General features: G+C 69.1%; 20 protein-coding genes. 6 read left to right on the top strand and 14 right to left on the bottom strand.

Annotation, left to right across the window (positions count from 1 at the left end; translation table 11 throughout):
* Window positions 1-63: 63 nt before the first annotated feature.
* Both ABH920_RS01820 and ABH920_RS01815 read right to left on the bottom strand, forming a co-directional pair.
* Entirely contained in the window at window positions 64-1,062 is a 999-nt protein-coding gene (locus ABH920_RS01820; protein ID WP_370346009.1) for an NAD(P)H-quinone oxidoreductase, read from the bottom strand.
* Between the two features lie 507 nt (window positions 1,063-1,569).
* Complete coding sequence (locus ABH920_RS01815) at window positions 1,570-2,154, bottom strand: TetR/AcrR family transcriptional regulator (RefSeq protein ID WP_370346007.1); 585 nt, start codon at window positions 2,152-2,154, stop codon at window positions 1,570-1,572.
* A 98-nt stretch (window positions 2,155-2,252) separates the two neighbouring features.
* On the opposite strand from ABH920_RS01815, the gene ABH920_RS01810 reads away from it, so the two are divergent.
* Window positions 2,253-3,032, top strand: a complete 780-nt coding sequence (locus ABH920_RS01810; protein WP_370346005.1) for an SDR family NAD(P)-dependent oxidoreductase — start codon at window positions 2,253-2,255, stop codon at window positions 3,030-3,032.
* 166 nt (window positions 3,033-3,198) lie between these two features.
* Here ABH920_RS01810 and ABH920_RS01805 read toward each other — a convergent pair whose 3' ends face one another.
* Both ABH920_RS01805 and ABH920_RS01800 read right to left on the bottom strand, forming a co-directional pair.
* The gene (locus ABH920_RS01805; RefSeq protein WP_370346003.1) at window positions 3,199-3,657 is read right to left on the bottom strand and encodes a hypothetical protein; all 459 of its coding nucleotides are present in this window, start codon (window positions 3,655-3,657) and stop codon (window positions 3,199-3,201) included.
* A 139-nt stretch (window positions 3,658-3,796) separates the two neighbouring features.
* Window positions 3,797-4,579, bottom strand: a complete 783-nt coding sequence (locus ABH920_RS01800; RefSeq protein ID WP_370346001.1) for an oxidoreductase — start codon at window positions 4,577-4,579, stop codon at window positions 3,797-3,799.
* Between the two features lie 190 nt (window positions 4,580-4,769).
* On the opposite strand from ABH920_RS01800, the gene ABH920_RS01795 reads away from it, so the two are divergent.
* Window positions 4,770-5,747 carry an ATP-binding protein gene (locus ABH920_RS01795; protein WP_370345999.1) on the top strand — a complete coding sequence of 326 codons (978 nt, stop codon included), beginning with the start codon at window positions 4,770-4,772 and terminating at the stop codon, window positions 5,745-5,747.
* Here the strand turns inward: ABH920_RS01795 and ABH920_RS01790 are convergent.
* Window positions 5,713-6,639: an alpha/beta fold hydrolase gene (locus tag ABH920_RS01790; protein WP_370345997.1), complete on the bottom strand. Its 927-nt coding sequence runs from the start codon at window positions 6,637-6,639 to the stop codon at window positions 5,713-5,715. The two genes, ABH920_RS01795 and ABH920_RS01790, sit on opposite strands and share 35 nt — an antisense overlap.
* A 14-nt stretch (window positions 6,640-6,653) precedes the next feature.
* The gene (locus ABH920_RS01785; protein ID WP_370345995.1) at window positions 6,654-7,235 is read right to left on the bottom strand and encodes a TetR/AcrR family transcriptional regulator; all 582 of its coding nucleotides are present in this window, start codon (window positions 7,233-7,235) and stop codon (window positions 6,654-6,656) included.
* Between the two features lie 156 nt (window positions 7,236-7,391).
* Here ABH920_RS01785 and ABH920_RS01780 point away from each other — a divergent pair, with 156 nt between their 5' ends.
* The 4 genes from ABH920_RS01780 to nhaA all read left to right on the top strand — a co-directional run bounded on the left by ABH920_RS01780 (window position 7,392) and on the right by nhaA (window position 13,080).
* Window positions 7,392-8,591 (top strand): sensor histidine kinase, encoded by a 1,200-nt coding sequence (locus ABH920_RS01780; protein WP_370345993.1) that lies wholly within the window; start codon window positions 7,392-7,394, stop codon window positions 8,589-8,591.
* A gap of 14 nt (window positions 8,592-8,605) precedes the next feature.
* The gene (locus ABH920_RS01775; RefSeq protein ID WP_370345991.1) at window positions 8,606-9,340 is read left to right on the top strand and encodes a LytR/AlgR family response regulator transcription factor; all 735 of its coding nucleotides are present in this window, start codon (window positions 8,606-8,608) and stop codon (window positions 9,338-9,340) included.
* 248 nt (window positions 9,341-9,588) lie between these two features.
* The gene (acs, locus tag ABH920_RS01770; RefSeq protein ID WP_370345989.1) at window positions 9,589-11,544 is read left to right on the top strand and encodes an acetate--CoA ligase; all 1,956 of its coding nucleotides are present in this window, start codon (window positions 9,589-9,591) and stop codon (window positions 11,542-11,544) included.
* Window positions 11,545-11,820: 276 nt separating this feature from the next.
* Entirely contained in the window at window positions 11,821-13,080 is a 1,260-nt protein-coding gene (gene nhaA, locus ABH920_RS01765) for a Na+/H+ antiporter NhaA (RefSeq protein ID WP_370345987.1), read from the top strand.
* 81 nt (window positions 13,081-13,161) lie between these two features.
* On the opposite strand, the gene ABH920_RS01760 is transcribed toward nhaA, so the two are convergent.
* The 8 genes from ABH920_RS01760 to ABH920_RS01725 form a co-directional block, all read right to left on the bottom strand.
* Complete coding sequence (locus ABH920_RS01760; RefSeq protein ID WP_370345985.1) at window positions 13,162-13,917, bottom strand: MerR family transcriptional regulator; 756 nt, start codon at window positions 13,915-13,917, stop codon at window positions 13,162-13,164.
* 129 nt (window positions 13,918-14,046) lie between these two features.
* Window positions 14,047-14,697 carry an HAD family hydrolase gene (locus tag ABH920_RS01755; RefSeq protein ID WP_370345983.1) on the bottom strand — a complete coding sequence of 217 codons (651 nt, stop codon included), beginning with the start codon at window positions 14,695-14,697 and terminating at the stop codon, window positions 14,047-14,049.
* Between the two features lie 46 nt (window positions 14,698-14,743).
* The gene (locus tag ABH920_RS01750; protein ID WP_370345981.1) at window positions 14,744-15,928 is read right to left on the bottom strand and encodes a lipid-transfer protein; all 1,185 of its coding nucleotides are present in this window, start codon (window positions 15,926-15,928) and stop codon (window positions 14,744-14,746) included.
* A 2-nt stretch (window positions 15,929-15,930) separates the two neighbouring features.
* Window positions 15,931-16,359: a MaoC family dehydratase gene (locus tag ABH920_RS01745; RefSeq protein ID WP_370345979.1), complete on the bottom strand. Its 429-nt coding sequence runs from the start codon at window positions 16,357-16,359 to the stop codon at window positions 15,931-15,933.
* On the bottom strand, window positions 16,356-17,444 hold the full coding sequence (locus ABH920_RS01740; RefSeq protein WP_370345977.1) for an acyl-CoA dehydrogenase family protein: 1,089 nt from the start codon (window positions 17,442-17,444) through the stop codon (window positions 16,356-16,358). The genes ABH920_RS01745 and ABH920_RS01740 overlap by 4 nt, the downstream gene beginning before the upstream one ends.
* Window positions 17,441-17,851 carry a Zn-ribbon domain-containing OB-fold protein gene (locus ABH920_RS01735; RefSeq protein ID WP_370345975.1) on the bottom strand — a complete coding sequence of 137 codons (411 nt, stop codon included), beginning with the start codon at window positions 17,849-17,851 and terminating at the stop codon, window positions 17,441-17,443. The genes ABH920_RS01740 and ABH920_RS01735 overlap by 4 nt, the downstream gene beginning before the upstream one ends.
* The gene (locus ABH920_RS01730; RefSeq protein ID WP_370345973.1) at window positions 17,848-18,381 is read right to left on the bottom strand and encodes a MaoC family dehydratase N-terminal domain-containing protein; all 534 of its coding nucleotides are present in this window, start codon (window positions 18,379-18,381) and stop codon (window positions 17,848-17,850) included. The genes ABH920_RS01735 and ABH920_RS01730 overlap by 4 nt, the downstream gene beginning before the upstream one ends.
* Before the next feature lie 8 nt (window positions 18,382-18,389).
* Window positions 18,390-19,598: an acyl-CoA dehydrogenase family protein gene (locus ABH920_RS01725; protein WP_370345971.1), complete on the bottom strand. Its 1,209-nt coding sequence runs from the start codon at window positions 19,596-19,598 to the stop codon at window positions 18,390-18,392.
* Between the last annotated feature and the right edge of the window lie 46 nt (window positions 19,599-19,644).

The raw sequence follows: 19,644 nt of genomic DNA, 5'->3' as shown, positions 1-19,644 counted from the left end.
CGTTCAATCCCGTCATGTATCCGTCCCTAGATTCAAATGCTGTTTCCACACGGGCGTTCCCGGCTAACCGGCGCTTCCCGCCGCCGCGACGTCCAGCAGGACCTTGCCCACGTGCCCGCTGTCCTCGACGATCCGCTGTGCCTCGGCCGCCTGGTCGATCGGCAGCACCCGGTCGACGACGACCCGGAAACGGCCTTGTTCGATGAGCGGCCACACGGCGTCCCGCGCCGCCGCGACGATCTGCGCTTTCTCTTCAGACGGCCGCGCACGCAGAGTGGTTGCACTGATGTCGGCCCGCTTTCGCAGCAGCGTGTTCAGATTCACCTCGCCCTTGACGCCGCCCTGCAGCCCGATGATCACCAGCCGGCCGTTCACCGCCAGCGCGTCGACGTTGCGGCTGAGGTAGGCGGCGCCCATGTTGTCGAGGATCACGTCCACACCGCGGCCCTCGGTGACTTCCCGTACCCGCTCCACGAAGTCCTCGTCGCGGTAGTTCACCGCGACGTCGGCGCCGAGATCGCGGCAGGCCTGGAGCTTCGCGGCGCTGCCGGCCGTGACGATCACCCGCGCGCCGAGCTCGTGCGCGAGCTGGATCGCGGTGGTCCCGATGCCGCTGGATCCGCCGTGGACCAACAGGGTCTGGCCGGCTTGAAGCCCGGCCAACATGAAGACGTTCGACCACACGGTGCACACGGTCTCCATCAGACCGCCGGCGTCGATCGCGCTCATGCCCTTCGGCAGCGGCGCGACCTGCCCCGCGGGCACCGCGACCAGCTCGGCGTACCCGCCGCCGGACAGCAGCGCGACGACCTCGTCCCCGGGCACGAATCCGCTGACCCCGGCGCCCACCTCGACGACCCGGCCGGAGCACTCCAGCCCCGGATAGGGCGAGGCTCCCGGCGGGGGCGAGTAGTGGCCCATCCGCTGCATGATGTCGGCCCGGTTCACCGCCGAAGCCGTGACCTGGATCAGCACCTCGCCGGCCGCGACGACCGGATCGGGCACCTCGGTCCACACCAGCTGCTCCGGTCCGCCCGGCTCTGCGATCGTGATGGCGCGCATGACTTCACCCTAGCGAGAGCCGTGCACAAGGGGCGGATCCAGGCGAACAGGCGGACTCGAGCGGTACTGCTGAGCATGTCCGAGACCACTGTGCAGCTTGAGGCGCCGATGTTCCCCCATTCAGTCGACAACGGGTAAAAACCGGCCGGTAGCCCTTGGCACCGACCTTGATCGGTCGTAGAAAGAAAGCAAGGCCCGGCGACCTCCCAACTCAAAGAGAAGGAATGGTTTGGCACAAGGCCGCTCGACCTCGACATCGAATCGGGAACCCACGCAAAGACCGACCCCTTAAGGGGCCAGCCAGCCAGGCAGACGGAGAGATCAGCGAGGACCTGGAAGGCGACTACGGACAAGAGACGCTTGCTAACTCGTTCTCGGTGTCATTCGTAACAGCGGTGCCGCTTGCGCAGCGGCACCGCTGACCTTTTGCGGTCCCCTGGTTTTCACGGTTCCGCCGACCTTTCCCAGTTCCGCTGACCTTTCCTGTTCCGCGCTCTTTCGCGAGGATTACTGCGAATTCGCAGCGGCTGCGACAAGTGCCCCGGCGAGCTTGCCCGCCGCCTCGTCGTCGAGCGGCCGGTGGCCGACCAGACCGCGGTACCAGAGCAGGCCGTAGGCCAGGTCGGTGAGGAAGTCCAGATCGGCGTCGGCGGCCACCTCGTCGCGCGCCGCGCCGCGCTCCAGCAGGACCCGCAGGGTCGCGCGGCGGCTGGCCAGGAAGTCGTGAAAGGGCCGCGCCGCCTCGGGGTTCTCGATGGAGGCGACCATCATGCTCTTCAGCTCGCTCATGACCTTGGGGTCCTCGGACTGCCGGAAGGTGGTCTGGAAGAACTCCCTGAGGTCGGCGGCCAGCGTGCCGGTGTCGGGCAGCGGGATCGTGTGCTGCGCCCGCGTGCCCACCGCCTCGGCGATCACCGCGGCCTTGGAGGGCCACCAGCGGTAGATCGTCTGCTTGCCGACGCCGGCGTCGCGCGCCAGGCGCTCGATCGTGAAGCCCTCGTAGCCGACCTCCTGAAGCAGGGCGATGGCGGCGTCGATGATCGCCTCACGGGCTGCTTCGTTGCGGCGTCTACCGGTGTGCGGGCGCTCCATGACGGGCAGCCTAACGGATTTGTCTAGACGCGTCGTCTCGGCAATAATTGTCGAGACGGATCGTTTCGACAAAGAGTCATCCGACGGAGGGGACCCGCATGTCCACCAGCACTTCCACCGTGTCCACCACGTCCACCGTGTCCGCCCAGGGGAAGTTCACCGGCCGCACCGTGTACGTCATCGGCGCCAGCCACGGCATCGGCGAGGCGATCGCCGGCGCGTTCGCCGCCGAGGGAGCCGACGTCCTGATCACCGGCCGCACCAAGGACCGCCTGGAGGCGGCCGCGGAGCGCATCGGCCACCCGGTCCGCGTCTTCCAGTCCGACGCCCGCCGCCAGGAGGACGTGGACGCCCTGTTCGCGGCCGCGGACAAGAACATCGACCACCTCGTCCTCGCGGTCAGCGGCGGCATGGTCGGCCTGGGCACCCTGGCCGACCTCACCGACGAGGCCCTGCGCGAAGGCTTCGAGGGCAAGGTCTTCGCCCAACTCAGGATCCTGAAGGCGGCCCTGCCGCACCTGGCCCCGAACGCCTCGGTGACATTCATCGGCGCCGGCAGCTCCCGCGCAGCATTCCCCGGCACCACCGCCCTGGCGGCGGCCAACGGCGCCCTGGACGCCGCAGTCCGCCCGCTCGCCACCGAACTGGCCCCGGTCCGCGTCAACGCGGTCTCCCCCGGCGTGATCGACACCGCCTGGTGGCACCCGCTGGGAGAGCAGCGCGACGGCTTCATGGCCCAGCAGGCGGCGGCCACCCCGGTGGGGCGCATCGGGCAGCCGCAGGACATCGCCGACGCGGTGTTGTTCCTGGCCGGGAACGGGTTCACGACCGGCGTGGTGCTGGACGTGAACGGCGGGACGACGCTGGCGCGGAGCTGAGGGCGAGCGCGGCGAGGCGCACGTACGTCTCGCCGCGCCCACGATCGGCGCAATTTCGGCGGCGATCCGCTCGGCGGGCCCTGACCTGCCGGCACCCGCCGCCGATCCTGGGCGTGCGCTCCTTCTTTGGGGATGGGCTGATCGTGGATGGCCGTGAGGCGATCCGTCAGCGCTGGCCGCGTGCGAAGGCGAGGCTCTCTGCGATGACCGAGACGATCGCATCCAGTTCGTCGTCGGAGCGAGGGCCGTAGACCATGAACTCGGTCCCGAAGTCGGCATACTGATGGGCCTCGGCCCAGCCGAGGTACTCCAGCTCCTGGCCGCGCTCTGCTGGAAGCACGAGGTGGACGCTCGTGTCCTCCACGCCGTGCAGGTGCACCGGTTCCAGACGCTTTCCGGGAGCCAGCGACGTCTCCGGGCTGCGTTCCTCGCGGCGGTCGGTCAGGAAGACCGCCCTGGAGGAGGCTGGCGAGACCTGGCTGTGGCCCTCGACGACATCGGGCAGGGAAAAGGTCCGCGCGACCAGACGGCCCCACAGGTCAGGGCTTGATCGCTGGTCCAGTTGGCGGTGCGGCCCGTCGTCGGAGGTTGTCGGGCGCTCGCCTGGGCGCGGGGTGGAAAGCATGGCAGCGAACGTATGGGCCCATCCGCGATGAGCACCACTGAATTCCCACGTCTTGCGCTCCACCACACACCCTCGGCCGGGTTCAGGTCCGGAGCATTGGCAGAGAGCAGGACCACCGTAAGCCAGGCCCGGGCGTCGATCAGCCGCGCATGATCGCTTCGCACACCGCCAGCGACTCGCGGGCGCCGAGCGCCACCGCCTCCGCGTACTGTGCTAGCCAGGTGGCCAGGGCCTCGTCGGTGCCGGTCGCGTAGGCGCGGGCGGCGGCCAGGTACTCGTCCACGCCGAGGTCCACGTGGCCGGCTTCGACCACGGCCAGGGACTGGGGGTCCAGGCCCCGGTCGGCCAGGATCAGCCTTGATGCCGCGCGGGCCAGGAGGCCGTCGCCCCAGCCGAAGGGTTCGGTCACCAGGAGTTCGGCGTGGACCGCCGCGGCGACCACCACGGCCGGGACTTCGGCGGTGGCCGGGTCGCGGAGTTCGTTGGCCAGGGTGTTCAGTACGGCCGCTGCCTCGGGGTCGCGGGGGCGGCCGACCTTGTCCTGGTCGAGGTGGCCGGCGGCGGCGAGCAGGTGCATGCGCGACAGGGCCTGGATCGGGGAGCGCTTCCAGACCGGGGCCAGGGTGCCCAGTTCGCCGGAGATGCGCAGGGCGCCGCGCAGGAGGCCGCTGCCGTCCTCGTCGCCGAGGTCGGTGCGGCGGCGGACCTCCTCCAGCGGCCAGTCGGTGCCGGCCTCGGTCAGGGAGCCGAGGGCGGCCGAGGCGCGGGCGCCGCGCAACTGCGATTCGGCGGTGACGCGGGCCGACTGGCTGCGCAGCACCTTGTGCCGGCGCACGCGGTCCACGGCCTCCCGGGCGGTCTCCGCCGCCTCGGCGGCGTTCGGGGCGGCGGCCAGGCGGCGGATCGGGGAGCGGGTGTCCATGCCCGGGACTTTACCTACCGGCGGGTAGTGGGGCCGCCACCCGATCGGAGGACGCATGGTTGACGCGCCGCGCCGGCGCCGTCGAGACTCGGCGCGTACCCGTTTTATTGAAAACGGTTGTCATCAGTCGCGGACCTCCTCCCGGAGGCCCGCGACGTGCTCCGCCCCCCAGGCGCAAGGAGGTCCCGGCATGCGCATCGCCCTGGTCGGCAAAGGCGGCAGCGGCAAGACCACGGTCTCGGCCCTCCTGATCCGGCACCTGGCGGCCGGCGGCCGCCCGGTGGTCGCCGTCGACGCCGACATCAACCAGCACCTCGGGGTGGCGCTCGGCCTTCCGGAGGACCAGGCCGCCGCGCTGACCCCGATGTCCGCACACCTGGCGGAGATCAAGGACTACCTGCGCGGCGACAACCCGCGGATCGCCGGCGCCGAGGCCATGGTGAAGACCACGCCGCCGGGACGCGGGTCGCGCCTGGTGCGGCTGGAGGAGGAGAACGCCGTCCACAGCCTGTGCGCGACACGGCTCACCGGCGAGATGGAGAACGTCCGGCTGATGGTGACCGGCGGCTTCGAGGACAAGGACCTCGGCGTCTCCTGCTACCACTCCAAGATCGGCGCCGCCGAGCTCTACCTGAACCACCTGGTCGACGGGCCCGACGAGTACCTGGTGATGGACATGACCGCGGGGGCGGACGCCTTCGCCTCCGGCCTGTTCACCCGCTTCGACCTGACCTGCCTGGTGGTGGAGCCGACGCGCAAGTCGGTCTCCGTCTACCAGCAGTACCGGGAGTACGCGAAGGAGTACGACGTCACCATCCGCGTGGTCGGCAACAAGGTCACCGGCCCCGACGACATCGCCTACCTGCGCGAGAACACCGGAGCCGACCTCGTGGCCTGCCTCGGTGCCTCGCACTACGTCCGCGCGCAGGAGCAGGGCCGGGACAAGGGCTTCGACACGCTGGAGCCGGCCAACCGCACCGCTCTGGCCCGCCTCCAGCTGGAAGTGGACTCCGTCCCGCAGGACTGGGCCAAGTTCACCCGGCAGGCGGTCCACTTCCATCTGAAGAACGCTCAGGCCTGGGGCGACCGCGCGACCGGCGTGGACCTCGGCGCGCAGGTCGACCCGGACTTCGTCATGGGACCGGAAGCGTTCGCGGCACAGAGCTGAACGCAGTCACCTTCCGCACGACGTCCGGGTCCGTCAGGATCCGGAAATGGCCGAGGCTGGTCCAGGTGTCGAGCTCCGCTCCGGGCCACAGCCGCGCCAGGCGGTCGCCGTTGGCCACCGGGACCTCGCGGTCGCCGAGATCGTGGACGATCAACAACGGCGGCAGGTCCGTCAGGTCCTCGGAACGCATCCGCTGCGGGATGTCGAACCTGTCCATGGGCGTCCCCACGCGCTTCTCCAGAACCCTGAGGAAGCCCCCGCGTATCCGTTCTCTGAAGCCGAGCATCTTGGCGAACTCATAGGAGAACCCGATCGGGTCGCTCATCGGCGCGACTACAGCGAGCCTCCCCATAGGGAGGCCGTCGAGCGCCGACAGCACGACGGCGGCAGCGCCGAAGGAGTGCGCGATCACCGCATGCGCTTCTCCAAAGCGGTCCACAGCTGTGGACAAGCTCTCTGAGAACTCCGGAAGCGTAGAGCGCCCCGGTCCTGCGAGGCTCTGCGTAGACCTGCCGTGGCCAGGCGCGTCAAAGGACACGACCCGGCATCCTGCGGCCAGAAGCGGCTCCACGAAGGCGTCGAGCTGTTCGGCCACTCCGCCCCAGCCATGGACGAGATAGACGACCGGCCCTTCCGTGCCCCACACCGTTCCGCGCACAGTGCTGCGCCGCACGGTCATCGTGAACGGCTCGCCGGCGGACACCGCGATCGGCGTCTTCGGCCGCCAGGGCCGTTTGGGCACGCTCAGCCAGATCCGTTCGGCCCAGCGCGCGCCGGGCCCCGGCGCGACGACCTCCAGCACCCCGAACGCGGTCCGCAAAGCGCCGACCCCCAGCGCCTTTTTAGCACGAACGGTCGTGCTTTTTTTACGCGACGACGATGACGCGGTCATGTGGATGACCCCCTCTAGCGGTTGGATTCGATCAGTCGGGAGAACGCGCGGCGCGCCCGCTCCTCGGCCCTGGCGTCACCGAGCAGCCGGTGCGCCTGAAAGTAGATGAGCATGATCCCGTGCAGGTCGTGGGCGAACTGCTCCGGATCGGCGTCGGCGGCGAAGAAGCCCTCGGCGATCCCGGTCCGGAACATCTGCGCCACCGAGTCGCTGAAGTCCAGGTGCATGCGGACCAGGCGGTCCCGCACCGGACCCGGCTGGTCGTCGTACTCCCAGGCCGCGGAGACGAACAGGCACTCCGCGGTGCCGTCGCGCGACACCGCCAGCCAGCTCTCGAAAAGCGTCGTGATCCGCTTCTCGCCGCGCGGGGCGGACAGCGCCGGCCGGACGACGTCCTGGACGAACGCCTCGCTGGCGAACTCCAGGACCTGGACCTGGAGCGCCTCCTTGGACTTGAAGTGCGCGAACAGGCCGCTCTTGGACATCCCGGTCCGCTCGGCCAACGAGCCGATGGTGAGCGAGGCCAGCCCGCTGGAGGCCGCGACCTCGACGGCCGCTTCCAGCACCTGCCTGCGGGTCTCCTCGCCCTTGCTCACAAGACAAAAATAGCACGACCGTTCGGAGTAGGCGACCCAGACACGACCGAGACGAGAATCGGGCGCGACCGGCACGGTCGCCACGTCCCGCACTTCGCCGACATCAGGCCACCGACACACTCGACTTCGCACCCCGACCGCACCAGACTGGGACATGTGGCATCCAACCCCGCCACCGTCGGCATCGTGGCCGCGCTCGTCGCCCCGGCGGTCGCGGTGTCCCGTGCCGTCCAGCGGCACCGCCTGGCCGGGACGTCCGCCGAGCGCGCCGCCTACGCCGCCATGCACGCCGTCGCCCTGGCCGGCCCCCCGCTCCGGGTCGGCCTGACCCCGGACTCCACCCGCCGCGCCGCACGGCATCTGCGGCCGCTCCTCGGCACCGCGGCGCTGGCGTTCAACGACACCGAGCGCACCCTCACGTGGGACGGCGCCGGACAGCACCGGCACTCTCAGGACTCCTATGAGCTCTCTACAGAGGCTCTCAAGTCCGGGACCGTCCGTGTCCTCGGCCCCGAGGAAGTGCACTGCGGCAGCGACTCCTGCGTGATCCGCCACGCGGTCGTCGCCCCGATCATCCCGCCGAGCAGCATCGGGGGGCTGCGCGACGGCAGCAGTACCGCGATCGGGACCCTGTCCGTCTACAGCTCCAACACCTCAGTGGCCCTGGTGCGGGCCGTCGGCGAGGTCGCGTACTGGGTCGCCACGCAGATCGAGCTGGCCGAACTCGACCGGTCGCGGACCCGCCTGATGGAGACCGAACTCAGGGCGTTGCGTGCGCAGATCTCTCCGCACTTCATCTACAACTCCCTGACGGCCATCGCCTCTTTTACGCGCACCGACCCAGAGCGCGCCAGAGAGCTCCTCCTGGAGTTCGCGGACTTCACCCGCTACTCGTTCCGCGCCCACGGCGAGTTCACGACGCTCGCCGAGGAACTGCGCTGCGTGGACCGCTACCTGTTGCTGGAACGTGCCCGCTTCGGAGAACGCCTCCAGGTGAGTCTGCGGATCGCCCCCGAGGTGCTTCCTGTGGAAGTTCCCTTCCTATGCGTTCAGCCCATAGTGGAGAACGCGGTAAGGCACGGCCTGGAAGGCAAGCCAGGCCCCGGCCACGTCACGATCACCGCCGAACCGACCCGGCACCACTACCGCATCACGGTCGCGGACGACGGCGTCGGCATCACCCCGGACGTGCTGCGCGAAGCCCTCGCGCCGGCCGAGCCCGGCACGCGCACCTCGGTCGGCCTGTCCAACGTCCACGAGCGGCTGCGCGCGGTCTACGGAACCGCCTACGGCCTGGCGATCGAGTCCGAGCCCGGAGCGGGTACCACCGTGGTGATCCGGATCCCCAAGAAGTAGGGACGACAGACCGCATGACCATCGCGACGCCGACCGGCCTGCGCGTGCTCGTGGTCGACGACGAGCCCCCGGCCGTCGCCGAACTCGCCTACCTCCTGTCCCGCGACCCCCGCGTCTCCTCCGTACGGACCGCCAACGACGGAGAAGAGGCGTTGAGAGTTCTGAAGAACTCTCCAGTGGACGCACTGTTCCTCGACATCCGTATGCCAGGCCTGGACGGTCTGGAGATAGCGGCACTCCTCAACCAGTTCGCCACGCCTCCGCAGATCGTCTTCGTGACCGCACATGAAGAGTTCGCTCTAGAGGCGTTCGACCTGCACGCCTCCGACTACCTCCTCAAGCCGGTCCGGGCAGAACGCCTCGCCGAAGCCCTCCGCCGGATGGCACCGGCGTCCGCACCGCGTAGGGCCCCGGAACCGGGTCCCTACGACGTCATCCCTGTGGAGTTGGCCGGCGTCACGCGCTTCGTCCCGCGCCAGGACGTCTCCTACGCGGAAGCCCAGGGCGACTACGTGCGCCTGTACACGACCAAGAGCAGCCACCTGGTCCGCATCCCCCTGGCGGTCCTGGAGGAGCACTGGTCCGGCGCCGGCTTCGCCCGCACCCACCGCCGCTTCCTGGTCCGCGTGGACGCCGTCTCCGAGACCCGGTGGGAGAGCGGCCACCTGACCGTCATCGTCAGCGGGACGTCCATCCCCGTGGCCCGCCGGCACACCCGTGAAGTGCGCGAACGGCTCAGCCACCGCTGACCGCGCGGCCCCGGCGCTAAGCTTCCGCCGCTGACGCGGTGATCAGCCGTCCATCACTCGTTGATCATCACGCGGCACCGTGAGCACGCCGCCCGCCGAATCGGGTCCTGGTGGGCGGCGTGCCGTGTCTCCAGGTAAAAGGTCTATACCAATCGGGCCGAAACCCTTGTGTTCCGGGCCGTCCCTTGGTGTGCTACTGCCTGGATAAAGTGTGACCACTGTCATAATGCATCGAACGAGGAGAGACGGTGTCGAACGAGGCCCTTTCCAATTTGCTCCGTGAGGACCGCCGGTTCGCGCCGCCCGCGGACTTCGCCGCCGCCGCGAACGTCAAGGCCGACGCGTACGCGGCGGCCGAGACGGACCGGCTGGCGTTCTGGGAGACGCAGGCCCAGCGCCTGTCCTGGGGCGCCCCCTGGAGCGAGGTGCTGGACTGGTCGGGCAAGCCGGTGGCGAAGTGGTTCGTCGGCGGGAAGCTCAACGTCGCCTACAACTGCGTGGACCGGCACGTCGAAGCCGGCAACGGCGACCGTGTCGCGATCCACTTCGAGGGGGAGCCCGGCGACTCCCGCGCCATCACCTATGCCGAGCTCAAGGACGAGGTCTCCAAGGCCGCCAACGCCCTGACCGAGCTCGGGGTGCGCCAGGGCGACCGGGTCGCGATCTACATGCCGATGATCCCGGAGACCGCTGTAGCGATGCTCGCCTGTGCGCGCATCGGTGCGGTGCACTCCGTGGTGTTCGCGGCGTTCTCCCCCGACGCGCTCCGCGCGCGCATCGAGGACGCCGGCGCCAAGCTGCTCATCACCGCGGACGGCTACCACCGCCGCGGCGGCACCGTGAACCTCAAGGCGAACGCCGACGAGGCCGCCGCGGGCGCGGAGACCATCGAGCACGTGCTCGTCGTCAAGCGCACCGGCGCGGACGTCGCGTGGGGCGACAAGGACGTCTGGTGGCACGACACCGTCGGTGCCGCGAGCACCGAGCACACCCCGGAGGCGTTCGACAGCGAGAATCCGCTGTTCATCCTCTACACGTCCGGCACCACGGGTAAGCCCAAGGGGATCCTGCACACCACCGGCGGCTACCTGACGCAGGCTTCGTACACCCATCACGCGGTGTTCGACCTGAAGCCGGAGACGGACGTCTACTGGTGCACGGCTGACGTCGGCTGGGTTACCGGACACTCCTACATCGTCTATGGGCCGCTCTCCAACGGCGCTACAGAGGTGATGTACGAGGGCACCCCCGACACCCCGCACCAGGGCCGCTTCTGGGAGATCGTGCAGAAGTACAAGGTCACGCTTCTCTACACCGCGCCCACCGCGATCCGCATGTTCGCCAAGTGGGGCGACGACATCCCGGCGAAGTTCGACCTCAGTTCCCTGCGGCTGTTGGGTTCGGTGGGTGAGCCGATCAACCCGGAGGCGTGGATCTGGTACCGCGAGAACATCGGCGGGGGCCGGACGCCGGTGGTGGACACCTGGTGGCAGACCGAGACCGGGGCGATCATGATCTCCCCGCTGCCGGGCGTCACCGAGGCCAAGCCGGGCTCGGCCATGCGGCCGCTGCCGGGCATCTCGGCGAACGTCGTCGACAAGGACGGCACCATCGTCGAGAACGGCCACGGCGGCCTGCTGGTCCTGGACCAGCCCTGGCCCTCCATGGCCCGCGGCATCTGGGGCGACCAGCAGCGCTTCGTCGACACCTACTGGGCGCGGTTCGCCGAGCAGGGGTACTACTTCGCCGGCGACGGCGCCAAGAAGGACGAGGACGGCGACCTGTGGCTGCTGGGCCGCGTCGACGACATCATGCTCGTCTCCGGCCACAACATCTCCACCACCGAGGTGGAGTCGGCCCTGGTCTCCTACCCTGCGGTCGCCGAGGCCGCGGTGGTCGGCGCCAAGGACGAGACCACCGGACAGCGCATCGTCGCCTTCGTCATCCTGCGCGCCGGCGAGGAGGAGACCGCTGACCTGGACGCGGCGCTGAAGGCCCACGTCTCCAAGGAGATCGGCCCGATCGCCAAGCCCAAGCAGATCCAGATCGTGGCCGAGCTGCCCAAGACCCGCTCCGGCAAGATCATGCGCCGCCTGCTGAAGGACGTCGCCGAGGACCGCGCGGTCGGCGACACCACGACGCTGGCCGACTCCACCGTCATGGACCTGATCAAGGCGAAGCTGCCGCACGCGACCGAGGACTGATCCAGTCCGTTCCCGTCCGCGGGCGCGCTACTGACCGCCGGGTGTGTTGGCCTCAGGGCCCGTGCACCCGGCGGTTCCGCGTTCTCAGGAGCCGGACGGTCGCACACGGCTTCCTCACACTCCGGTAGCCTGAACAGCCTAGGAGCGCCGGGAAGTCTGGTCGGCATGGGTAGTGGTCCGTTGATCACCACCCGTCCGACGCCGACCCCCGAGCCATGAGGACGCCTGATGACGCCCCCGGAACGACCCGCCGCACCTATACGGGCCTTTGCGCGCTTGAAGCGCATAGAGCGCAGGCACGTGGCGGCGGTCCTGCGAACCGAGACCGTCGGCGGCGCACTGCTCATCGTCTTCGCCATCGTCGGGCTGCTGTGGGCGAACTCCCCCTGGCGCGCCTCCTACGACACCGTCAAGAACACGGTCATCGGACCGCACCTGTGGCATCTCGACCTGTCGCTGGCGGACTGGGCCGCCGATTTCCTGCTCGCGTTCTTCTTCCTCGTGGCCGGGATCGAGCTCAAGCACGAGTTGCAGGCCGGCGAGCTGTCGAACCCGCGCGCCGCGGTGCTGCCGGTCGTCTCCGCGCTGTGCGGCATGGTGGTCCCGATCAGCGTCTACCTCCTGGTCAGCGCCGGTCACGCGAACGCGGGCGAAGGCTGGGCCGTGCCCACCGCCACCGACATCGCCTTCGCGCTGGCGGTCCTGGCGGTCGTCGGCCAGAACCTGCCGTCGGCGCTGCGCGCGTTCCTGCTGACCCTGGCCGTCGTCGACGACCTCGGCGCGATCATCATCATCGCGATCGCGTACACCGCCAAGATCGACACCGTCGCGCTGGCCATCGCGGCGGTGCTGATCGTCGCCTTCTACCTGCTGCAACGGATGCGGATAGGCAGCTTGTGGCTGAACGTGCCGCTGGGCCTGGGCATCTGGATCGCGGTGCACTCCAGCGGGATCCACGCGACGGTGGCCGGTGTCGCGATCGGCCTGATGCTGCGCGGGCACACCGGCGACGACCACGCGGACTCTGGAGAGCAGGACGAGGGACCGCAGTCACCGGCGGAGAAGGTGCAGTGGCGGCTCCAGCCGTTCTCCGCAGGCTTCTGCGTCCCGGTCTTCGCGATCATGTCCGCGGGCGTCTACGTCGGCGGCAAGACGCTGGGCAACCTGGTCAGCGACCGGATCCCGCTGGCGATCGCCGCGGGCCTGTTCATCGGCAAGGCTGTCGGGGTGTTCGGCGGTGCCTATCTCACCGCGCGCTTCACGCGCGCCGAATTGTCCGACGAACTGCGGTGGCGCGACATCGCGGCGGTGTCCGCGCTGACCGGTGTCGGGTTCACGGTCTCGTTGCTGATCGCCGAGCTCGCCTTCTCCGACAGCCCGGCCGTGCTGAACCTCGCCAAGGGTGGAGTGCTGCTCGGGTCCTTGGTGTCCGCTCTCGTCGCCGTAGTACTGCTCCGTAGGAGGGACCGTTTCTACGACCAGCTGTGCACTGACGAGGAGACGGAAGACGTAGAGCTGGTGCTCGGGCGAGAATAGAGTGGTGTCCCCTCCGCACTGGCCGCGGAGGGGACGCTTCTGCGTTGTTCCGCTAAGCGGATCCCTACTGGTTGCTCTGTACTAGTCGCTCAGGCGCGCTTCCGCATAAGCGGCCATCGCTGCGGCCTGGTACTCGGCGAGGCCTTCGGCGATCTTGAGGTAGTTCGCCTTGAAGCGCTCGTCGTCGACGTACATCTGGCCGAGGCACTTGTACGCGTTGCGGTTCGGCGTCCACCAGATGCAGATGCCCTGGTAGTGCTGGTGGATCTCGTCCTGGACCGCCGGGTCGTCGACCGGGGTGCCGGCCGCCATGAACTCCGCCATCCGGATCATCGCCGCGGTCGCCTCGCGCTGCCAGCGCCGCATGTCCTCGTCGGTCATGGTGACGCGCCTGGCCTGGGCCCGCTCGAACTCCTCGGGCCAGCGCTCGCGCGCCTCGTCGTCGTACTGCGACTGGTCGAAGCCCTCGAAGAGGTTCTCCGGCCGGTTGATGTGGACCATTTCTCTCGTCCCCTCCAGGTCGACGATGGTCCGCCGCACGGTCTCGGCCACCCGCGACAGCCGGTCGCGTTCGACGATCAGCCGGCCGTACTGCCGGCGCAGGGCGACCAGCGTGTCCGGCTCGGAGTCGATCGCCTCGGCGATGTCGGCCAGGGCCAGCCCGAGCTCGCGCAGGACGAGGATCTGCTGCAGACGCAGCAGCTGTGCTTCCTCGTAATAGCGGTAGCCGTTGGCGCCGACGTGGTCGGGCTTGAGGAGTCCGATGTCGTCGTAGTGGCGCAGGGTACGGGCAGTCACCCCGGACATGCGCGCCACCTGCGCAATCGACCAGCTCATGGCGGTTCCCATCGATACATGGCCGGGCGTTCCGGCCACTTCCTCGAAGGTAGAAGCTTCCGTTACGGCAAGGTCAAGCCGGATTGGTCCGCCCCGCGAGCCGGTCGCCGCCGCATGGTGCGGAAGACGTCAGGGCCGGCTCAGGATCAGCTGGAACGCCTCGGCCGTACCCTCGATGATCTGCTCCGGCTGCGGGTCCGTGGTGCCCAGCCGGCGGCCGTGCCGGACCCAGGCGGTGTGCAGGCCCACCCCGTTGCCGCCGGCGATGTCCGAGGTCAGGGAGTCGCCGACCATCCAGCCGCCCTCCAGGGGCGCCCCGGCCCGCTCCGAGGCCAGCTGGAAGATCTTCGACTCGGGCTTCCAGCTGCCCTCGACGTCCGAGATGCAGACCACGTCCACGAAGGCCCGCAGCCCCACCGCGTCGATCTTGGCGTTCTGGAACTCGCCGAACCCGTTGGTGACGATGCCGATCCGCCAGCCGGCGTCGCGCAGCGCCTCCAGGCCGTCCAGCACCCCGTCGAAAGGCTTGAGCAGGTCGACCATCCGGAGCCGGTAGTCGGCCAGCAGTTCGGCCGGATCCGCGTCCAGCTTGAAGTGCTCGACCAGGCCCCGGAAGGCGTCGTCGGGTGCGCCGGTCCAGAAGATGTGCTCGTTGTCGGCGAACCAGCGCACGTCGCCCGCGGCGCCGTGGGCCGCGACCAGCTGCTCGGTCCAGGCGATGAAGGCGCCCTTCGAGGAGATGAGGGTGTCGTCCAGGTCGAACAGCGCGAGACGGGGCATGGCTCCGAGATTAACTGATCGTTCCGACGCCCAACGGAACGCCGGGTTACGGCTGGCGTCCGACCGCGCTGAGCACCAGTCCCGAAGTGGGGACGCCGGTACCGGCCGTGACCAGTACGTGGTGGACGTCCGACACCTGGTTGACGGCCGTTCCCCGGGCTTGGCGCACGGCCTCGGCGATGCCGTTCATGCCGTGGATGTAGGCCTCGCCGAGTTGGCCGCCGTGGGTGTTCAGCGGAAGCCGGCCGCCGAGGTGGATCGCGCCGTCCCGGATGAAGTCGCGCGCCTCGCCGCGTCCGCAGAAACCGAACTCCTCCAACTGCGTCAGGACGAACGGAGTGAAGTGGTCGTAGATGACGGCGGTCTGGATGTCGTCCGCCCCCAGCCCGGACTGGTTCCACAGCTGCCGGGCGACGGTGCCCATCTCCGGCAGTCCGGTGATGTCCTCGCGGTAGTAGCTGGTCATCATCTGTTGGTCGTGCGCAGAGCCCTGCGCGGCCCCCGCTATAAGGACTTCCTTTCCAGGGAGGTCACGCGCACGCTCTGCAGAGACGACCACAAGCGCCACTCCGCCGTCGGACTCCTGGCAGCAGTCCAGCAGCCGCAGCGGATCCGCGATCAGCTTCGAGCTCTGGTGCTCGGCCAGGGTGATCGGGCGCTCGTAGAACCACGCCGCGGGGTTCGTGGCCGCGTGCGCTCGGGCCGCGACCGCGACGCGTCCGAAGTCCTCGGACGTGGCGCCGTATTCGTGCATGTAACGGCGTGCGGCCATGGCGACCCAGGCCGCCGGGGTGATGAGTCCGTAGGGCGAGTAGTAGCCGAAGTGCTGCGCCATCGGGGAGTCGCCGCGCGCCTGGGCTGCGGCGTCGCCGCTCCCGAAACGCCGGCCGGAGCGCTCGTTGAAGGCGCGGTAGCAGACCACGACGTCGGCCAGACCCGCGGTGATCGCGGCCGCCGCGTGCGCGACGGTCGCACAGGCGGCGCCGCCTCCGTAGTCGACCAGCGAGAAGTACCGCAGCTCGGCGACGCCGAGGCCGCGGCCGACCATGATCGACGGGCTGGAGTCCATCGAGAAGGTCACCAGGCCGTCCACGTCGCGCGGCGTGATCCCGGCGTCGTCCAACGCGGCCTTGCACGCCTCCAGGCACAGCTGGAGTTCACTGCGGCCGGACTCCTTGGAGAACTCCGTGGCGCCGATACCGACGATCGCCGTTCTGCCGGACAGGTTCACCCTCACTCCCCGAGGCCGGTCAGGGTGACGGTGCCGGTGACGTGGTAGCCGAGCTGGTTCGCGCCGCGGACCGCGACCTCGACGCTGCCGTCCTCCCCGACGCGCGCCACGGACCCGGTGAGGGTCATGGTGTCGCCGGGGTAGTTCGGCACGCCGAGCCGGATCGCGATCTTCAGGATCCGGGCGTCGGCGCCGGCCCAGTCGGTCACGAACCGCCCGACGAGGCCGTTGGTGGTGAGGATGTTCATGAAGATGTCGGGGGAGCCCTTCTCCCGAGCCGCCGGGACGTCGTGGTGCACGTCCTGGTAGTCGCGGGAGGCGATGGCCCCGGAGACGATCTGGGTCGGCGTGATCGGGATGACCAGCTCCGGCAGCGTCTCCCCGACCTTCGGCAGCCCGCCCCGCGTTTGACCGCGTCCTGCCCCGCTCATTCGTCCTCCTCGATCGGGTGGGTGGCGATCAGCTCGCCGAGGTCGCCGGACCAGGCTTCTGCAGAGCCGCCATAGAGTTCCCAGTAGCGGGCCCACGCGTGGTACCGGTGCAGGGGATAGGTGACGTCCACACCGAAGCCGCCGTGCAGATGGTGCGCGGAGCCGACGACCCGGCGTGCGCCGTCGGAGGCCCAGACCTTGGCCGTGGCCACCGCATAGCGGGCGCGCGGTGAACCGATGCCGTTCTCGGCGATCGCGTATACGGCGTCCCATAGCGCGGCTTGCATAGCGCGAGAGTCGATATAGAGGTCCGCAGCGCGCAGAGCCACACCTTGGAACGTCGCGAGCGGATGCCCGAACTGGATGCGGCCGCCGGTGTACTCGGCGGTCATCGCCAGGGCGCGCGCCGCGATCCCACACAGCATCGCGGAGGAGAACAGCGCGGCCAGGGCCCGAGCCTCGTCGACCGCTTCGGTCACCTCCATGACCTCGGCGTCGATGAACTCCAGAACGCCCAAGGGTTCGCCGGTCGTGGTCACCTGGTCGCCGACGCGCGCCGTCGACAGGGAGACCAGCGCCAGCACTTCCTTCCCGTCCTCGCGCAGGGCCGGGACGAGCGCCAGATCGGAGCTGAGCGGATACGGCACCAGCTGCGTGATCCCGTTGAGCCGCTGGCCGGTCAGCCGCAGCGGCGCGGTCACCGCGGATGGATGCTCGGCGAGCGCCGCGGTGATGACCAGTTCTCCGGAGATCACCGCCGCCAGGTTCTTCTCGTCGATGACCGAGACTGCAACGAAGGTCTCGACCAGGGGGAGTCGGGCCAGCGCGGCGCCGGCGTCCGTCAGCAGGCGCACCATGCCCGGTAGACCGGTACCGCCGCCTCCGACGCTCTCTGGAAGGACAGCGGCGAGCAGTCCGGTGTCCGCGAGGGTCCGCCACAGGCGGCGATCGTGTTCGTCGGACACTGGTTCGTTGCTATAGGCCGGACTCCGCGTGGCTTCTATATCGAGGTCTTTGAAGACCGCGATGGAGAGCTCTCCGACGGCTTCCAGCGCGTCGTCCACAGACTGATCCAGGACGGTCACGACGCCCCACCTTCTTGAGCCGGTCCGGCGAAGACGAGGCCGTCCTCGAAGACGAGGTTCAGCGGCATCTCTATACGCAGGTCCTCGTTGGCGATGCCACGTGTGCCGCAGACGATGCGCGGTCGCGCGTCGCTGTCCTCTACTTCCAGATCTATGAGAGCCACCGCGTAGGGGCCCGCTTCCCAAGGCGGGAGCGGGTGGTGGCAGATCGTGTAGCTGTGCAGGACGGCCTGACCTGTCGCCTTCACTGTCGTCCAGTCCAGGGACTGACAGTCCGGGCACATGGGAGAGGGGGGATGCCGGAGCGATCCACAGGCTGTGCATTTCTGGATGAGCACGTCGCCCTTCGCGACGCCTTCCCAGAAGTAGGCGTTGTCGCGACCGGTCACCGGCTGAGGGCGCGTCATGCCTTGGCTCCCCGGTCCTGCGCCTTCGGCTGGAACCACAGGGTGCGGAACAGCATCTCGCCGACCAGCTCACCGTGCTGGTCGCGGTACTCCGTGATCGAGGTCAGGAAGTAGCCCTCTCCGAGCGCCGTCTTCTTGCGCGGCGATACGGAGTCGAGCCGCGAGGTGGCGTAGAGGTGGTCCCCGACAGTGAGGTACCGGTGATAGGTCTGCTCGCAGTCGGTCGCCACCACGGCGCGGTAGCCGGCCTCGACCAGCCTGGCCTGGGCCCGGGTGGTCCCGTCCTCGAAGCCGCGCATCCGCAGCCCGGGCATCGTCCAGGCCTGGAGCGACGCCGGCGGCGCGACCACGTCGGGATGGCCGACCGCGCGCGCCGCCGCCGCGTCGGTGTAGACCGGCAGTTCGTCGCCCATCGCGTCGCACCAGTGCCGGATCATCGGCTGGTTCACCGGGTCCCAGGCCGGGACCGGCTCGGACGGCGGATCGGATGTGTGCGCGGACACTGTCTCGTACAGCGGATCGGTCTCCACAGTTCTCCCTATCTCCGCACCCTGGGCATCGCCAGCCCGGTCATCGCGATGATCTCCCGCTGGATCTCGTTGGCCCCGCCGCCGAAGGTGTTGGTCACGGCATAGCGGTAGAGGTATTCGAGGTCGCCCATAAGAAGCGCGCCGGGAGAGCCTGTCTTAAGGATTCCCGCCGCGCCGAGTACCTGGAGCAACTCCGCCAACGCCTCTATATGCGTTTCCGTACCATGCACCTTCGCCGCGGACGCATCGGCGGGGGACAGGTGGCCGCCGGTCTGGTCCTTCTGGAGAGCCGCGACCATCTGGCCGTTCAGAAGCCTCAGACCGCTGATGCGGATATAGGCGCGGGCCATAGCGGTTTTCACCCAGGACAGGTCTATGACCCGCTTCCCTTCAGCTGCCGGAGTCTCCATGGCCCAGCTCTGCACTTTCGCGAACGACCGGATCACGCCCTGCGCCACCGCCGCCAACGCCACGCGCTCGTGGTTCAGCTGCGTCGTGATCAGCTTCCAGCCCTCGTTCTCGGCGCCCACCCGCATCGTCACCGGCACATGGACGTCGCGGTAGTACGTCGCCGTCGTGTAGTGCGAAGCGATCGTGTGGATCTTCGTCGCCTCGAACCCGGGGTCGCGGGTGTCGACCAGCAGGATCGAGATGCCTTTGTGTTTCGGCGCTTCGGGATCGGTCCGGCAGGCGAGCCAGACGTAGTCTGCGGAGTCCCCATGCGTTGTGAAGATCTTCTGGCCGTTGACCACATAGGCGCTGCCGTCCTCTGTGCGCACAGCACGCGTCGCCAGACTCGCCAGATCCGTACCGGCGCCCGGTTCGGAGTAGCCGGCCGCGACGTCGATCTCCCCGGTGAGGATGCGAGGAAGGATCAGGTCCCTTTGTTCCTGCGTGCCGAAACGCATAAGCGTCGGCCCCACAGTGTTGAGCGCCACCAGAGGCATCGGGCACCCCGCGCGCGACGCCTCATCGAAGAAGATGAACTGCTCCACCGGGGTGAGGCCGCGGCCGCCGTACTCCCGAGGCCAGCCGACGCCGAGCCAGCCGTCCGCGCCGAGCTTGCGGTGCAGAACGCGGACCGTGTCCGTGGAGGTGTCGGGCAGCCGCAGGTCGTGACGGACCTCCTCGGTGACGAGCACGGCGAAGTATGCCCGCAGTTCGGCTCGCAGGGCTCGTTGGGCCGGGGTGTAGGCCAGGTGTTCCGGAGGGTGCATGCGGCGGCGTCTCCCGGGGTCGGCGTGATCGGGACGAGCGAGTGCT

It is taken from the genome of Catenulispora sp. EB89 (assembly GCF_041261445.1).
Taxonomy (GTDB): domain Bacteria; phylum Actinomycetota; class Actinomycetes; order Streptomycetales; family Catenulisporaceae; genus Catenulispora.
This window is presented reverse-complemented; position numbering and strand designations above follow the sequence as displayed.

What these genes read in the sequence shown, in the direction of transcription:
- ABH920_RS01760 (WP_370345985.1), bottom strand. Translation starts at nt 13,917, where the DNA reads ATGAGCTGGTCGATTGCGCAGGTGGCGCGCATGTCCGGGGTGACTGCC.
- ABH920_RS01805 (WP_370346003.1), bottom strand. Translation starts at nt 3,657, where the DNA reads ATGCTTTCCACCCCGCGCCCAGGCGAGCGCCCGACAACCTCCGACGAC.
- ABH920_RS01775 (WP_370345991.1), top strand. Translation starts at nt 8,606, where the DNA reads ATGACCATCGCGACGCCGACCGGCCTGCGCGTGCTCGTGGTCGACGAC.
- ABH920_RS01755 (WP_370345983.1), bottom strand. Translation starts at nt 14,697, where the DNA reads ATGCCCCGTCTCGCGCTGTTCGACCTGGACGACACCCTCATCTCCTCG.
- ABH920_RS01745 (WP_370345979.1), bottom strand. Translation starts at nt 16,359, where the DNA reads ATGAGCGGGGCAGGACGCGGTCAAACGCGGGGCGGGCTGCCGAAGGTC.
- ABH920_RS01800 (WP_370346001.1), bottom strand. Translation starts at nt 4,579, where the DNA reads ATGGACACCCGCTCCCCGATCCGCCGCCTGGCCGCCGCCCCGAACGCC.
- ABH920_RS01815 (WP_370346007.1), bottom strand. Translation starts at nt 2,154, where the DNA reads ATGGAGCGCCCGCACACCGGTAGACGCCGCAACGAAGCAGCCCGTGAG.
- ABH920_RS01810 (WP_370346005.1), top strand. Translation starts at nt 2,253, where the DNA reads ATGTCCACCAGCACTTCCACCGTGTCCACCACGTCCACCGTGTCCGCC.
- ABH920_RS01795 (WP_370345999.1), top strand. Translation starts at nt 4,770, where the DNA reads ATGCGCATCGCCCTGGTCGGCAAAGGCGGCAGCGGCAAGACCACGGTC.
- ABH920_RS01820 (WP_370346009.1), bottom strand. Translation starts at nt 1,062, where the DNA reads ATGCGCGCCATCACGATCGCAGAGCCGGGCGGACCGGAGCAGCTGGTG.
- ABH920_RS01725 (WP_370345971.1), bottom strand. Translation starts at nt 19,598, where the DNA reads ATGCACCCTCCGGAACACCTGGCCTACACCCCGGCCCAACGAGCCCTG.
- ABH920_RS01790 (WP_370345997.1), bottom strand. Translation starts at nt 6,639, where the DNA reads ATGACCGCGTCATCGTCGTCGCGTAAAAAAAGCACGACCGTTCGTGCT.
- ABH920_RS01735 (WP_370345975.1), bottom strand. Translation starts at nt 17,851, where the DNA reads ATGACGCGCCCTCAGCCGGTGACCGGTCGCGACAACGCCTACTTCTGG.